Origin of the sequence: Mesorhizobium sp. M0410, from assembly GCF_040321435.1 — a bacterium.
Taxonomy (GTDB): domain Bacteria; phylum Pseudomonadota; class Alphaproteobacteria; order Rhizobiales; family Rhizobiaceae; genus Mesorhizobium.
Genome location: NZ_JAMYRN010000067.1, coordinates 1 through 1285 on the forward strand (window position 1 = coordinate 1; position 1285 = coordinate 1285).

Sequence of the window (1285 nt, forward strand, 5' to 3'; positions counted from 1 at the left end):
ATTGCTGATCAGCGTGTGCATGGCACGACCGGCGTGGCTCCTGCGGAGCGCTTTGCCGAAGAAGCCATGGCGCTTCGCCCTCTGGGCGGACGGGCACCGTTTGGGCAGCTGCGCGATCTCGTGCGCAAGGTCCAGGCGGACTGCGCAATCGACCTGGACACGAACAGTTACTCGGTTCCCTGGCGGCTGATCGGGGAGAGCGTCCAAGTCGTGGTGCTGGGCGGCCGCGTTATCGTGCGTCATGCGGGCGAGGTGGTGGCGGATCATGCCTTGTGCCGCGGGCGTCGCCAACGGATTGTCGAGCGGGCGCATCTTGCCGGCGTGGTCGGCGCTGCTGCGCCGGTGCGATCGGCGCCGGCGGAGATCGTTGCGCCTTCCGCTCTGTTGCGGCCGCTGGCCGAATATGAGGCACTGGTGGGAGGCAGCTGGTGATGACGACGGTCGATCACGAGATGCTGGTGGCTCAGCTCGACCGGCTGAAGCTGACCGCGATCCGGGATCAGCTCGATACGCTGCTGGACGAAGCGGCGCGTTCGCAAATGACCTTGCGCGAGGCTTTGGCCTTCCTGGTGACGCGCGAGATCGCGCGGCGCGACGAGCGGCGCATCTCCATGGCAGGCAAGATCGCGCAGTTCCCGTTTGTGCGCGAACTCGATGGCTTCGACTTCGACGCGCAGCCGTCGCTGGATCAGCGCCAAGTCCGGGAGCTGGCGACCTGCCGCTGGATTGCCCATGGCGACACGGTCCTGTTCCTTGGACCTCCGGGTACGGGCAAGACACATCTGGCGGTGCCTCTCGGGCGCGAGGCGATCCGGCAGAACCATAGCGTCCAGTTCGTCACGGCGGCCACGCTGGTGGCGATGCTGGCCAAGGCCCATGACGACGGTTCACTCGAAAAGCAGCTGACGACCCTGTCGCGGCCGAAACTGTTGATCATCGACGAGCTCGGCTATCTCCCGTTCGAAGCCAACGCCGCGCATCTGTTCTTCCAGCTGGTGTCGCGGCGTTATGAGCGGGGATCGATCCTGATCACCTCCAACCGCTCGGTGGGCGAATGGGGCAGCGTGTTTGGCGATCCCGTGGTCGCGACCGCGATCCTTGATCGCCTGCTTCATCATTCGACAGTGATCACCATCCGCGGTGACAGCTACCGGCTTCGCGAAAAGCGTCGTTCCGGCCTATTGCAGAAGGCCGGAACGACGCCCGACACCAACGAAACTGCAAAGCAATGAGGGGGTCAGTCCTTCGTTTCGCCCCAGGGGTCAAATCCTCACTTCGCTTGACA

General features: G+C 64.6%; 2 protein-coding genes. Both read left to right on the top strand.

The genetic code is table 11. From position 1 onward, the window contains the following. Nucleotides 1-432 (top strand): Mu transposase domain-containing protein (locus tag NKI63_RS30610; protein ID WP_502900537.1); only part of this gene is annotated, 432 nt, incomplete at its 5' end. Beyond that, nucleotides 432-1232 (top strand): IS21-like element helper ATPase IstB, encoded by an 801-nt coding sequence (istB, locus tag NKI63_RS30615; protein WP_352824127.1) that lies wholly within the window; start codon nt 432-434, stop codon nt 1230-1232. The genes NKI63_RS30610 and istB, both read left to right, overlap by 1 nt. Nucleotides 1233-1285 lie beyond the last annotated feature (53 nt).